The 1,603-nt window shown below is 70.2% G+C and carries 1 protein-coding gene and 1 pseudogene; one reads left to right on the top strand and one right to left on the bottom strand.

The genetic code is table 11. The features are described from left to right. On the top strand, positions 1-1,272 hold a 1,272-nt coding region (cimA, locus tag ACOADB_RS07555; protein WP_378597350.1), incomplete at its 5' end, for a citramalate synthase. Positions 1,273-1,281: 9 nt separating this feature from the next. Here the strand turns inward: cimA and ACOADB_RS07550 are convergent. Next, a pseudogene (locus ACOADB_RS07550) lies at positions 1,282-1,603 on the bottom strand (TetR/AcrR family transcriptional regulator); the annotation flags it as partial.

Here is a 1,603-nt window from a genome sequence, read left to right as displayed (position 1 = left end):
AAGTCCCACGTCGGCCACGTCGAGAAGGCGCTGCGGACCACGCCCGAGGAGAACCTCGCGATGGTGCGCGACACCGTCAGCCACCTGCGCGCCGAGGGCCAGCAGGTCTTCCTCGACGCCGAGCACTTCTTCGACGGGTACCGGCTCGACCGGTCCTACGCGCTCGAGGTCCTGCGGACGGCGTACGACGCCGGTGCGGAGGTGATCGCCCTGTGCGACACCAACGGCGGGATGCTCCCCGGCTGGGTCTCCGACGTCGTGCACGACGTGGTGCAGTCGGCCGGCGTGCGGGTCGGGATCCACTGCCACAACGACACCGGCCTGGCGGTCGCGAACACCCTGGCTGCCGTCGATGCCGGTGCCACGCACATCCAGGGCTGCATCAACGGGTACGGCGAGCGCACCGGCAACGCCGACCTCGTCAACGTGGTCGCGAACCTCGAGCTCAAGCTGGACCGACAGGTGCTGCCGCCCGGCCTGCTCCGCGAGGCCACCCGGATCGCGCACGCCGTCGCCGAGGTCACCAACGTGCCGCCGGCCGCGCGCCAGCCGTACGTCGGCACGTCGGCCTTCGCCCACAAGGCGGGCCTGCACGCCAGCGCGATCAAGGTCGACCCCGACCTCTACCAGCACATGGACCCCGCCGGTGTCGGCAACGACATGAGGCTGCTGGTGTCCGAGATGGCCGGTCGTGCGTCGATCGAGCTCAAGGGCAAGGAGCTCGGCTTCGACCTGTCGGACTCGCCCGACGTCGTCAACCGGGTGACCGCCCGGGTCAAGGAGATGGAGTCGCGCGGCTACACCTTCGAGGCCGCCGATGCCTCCTTCGAGCTGCTGCTCGTCGAGGAAGCCGAGGGCCGGCGGCCGTCGTACTTCCAGGTCGAGAGCTGGCGCGTCATCACCGAGACGCTGACCCACGCCCGGCCGGGCGAGGAAGCCGTCTCCGAGGCGACCGTGAAGCTCCAGGCCGCCGGCGAGCGCTTCGTCGTCACGGGCGAGGGCAACGGTCCCGTCAACGCGCTGGACCAGGCCATCCGGACGGCGATCGTGCAGGCGTTCCCGGAGATCGCGAAGTTCGAGCTGATCGACTTCAAGGTGCGGATCCTCGACCAGGGCCACGGCACCGACGCCATCACCCGGGTGCTGATCGAGACCACCGACGGCGAGAAGTCGTGGGTGACCGTGGGTGTCGGCGCGAACGTCATCGAGGCCTCCTGGGAGGCGCTGGTCGACGGCCTGACCTACGGACTGCTGCGCCACCACGTCGACTAGCCGGCTGGGTCAGCCGACGACGCGTCGTACCAGCTCTTCCCAGCCGGCCATGACCTGATCCTCGGACATCTGCGCCTGGTCGAACTGCTGGCGCAGGACGGGCAGCGAGAGCGGTGCGACGAGCGCCGTGGCGAGGTAGGGCAGGTTGCCCTCGACGCCGAGCTCGGCGAGCAGGATCCGTACGTGCATGGTGACGAAGCCGGTCACGGCGTAGTTGTCGCCCCAGGTGCGGCCAGCGGCGTCGATCAGCGCACCCTGCTGGAGGTGCAGGTGCATCCGGGAGGCCCCGAAGGCCAGGAGGCGTTCCATCGGCGGTGCGCCGGGGCCCAGG

The organism is Nocardioides sp. CPCC 206348, from assembly GCF_048654705.1.
Taxonomy (GTDB): Bacteria; Actinomycetota; Actinomycetes; order Propionibacteriales; family Nocardioidaceae; genus Nocardioides.
The sequence above is the reverse complement of the archived record's forward strand: the minus strand, read 5'-3'. Positions and strand labels throughout refer to the sequence as shown.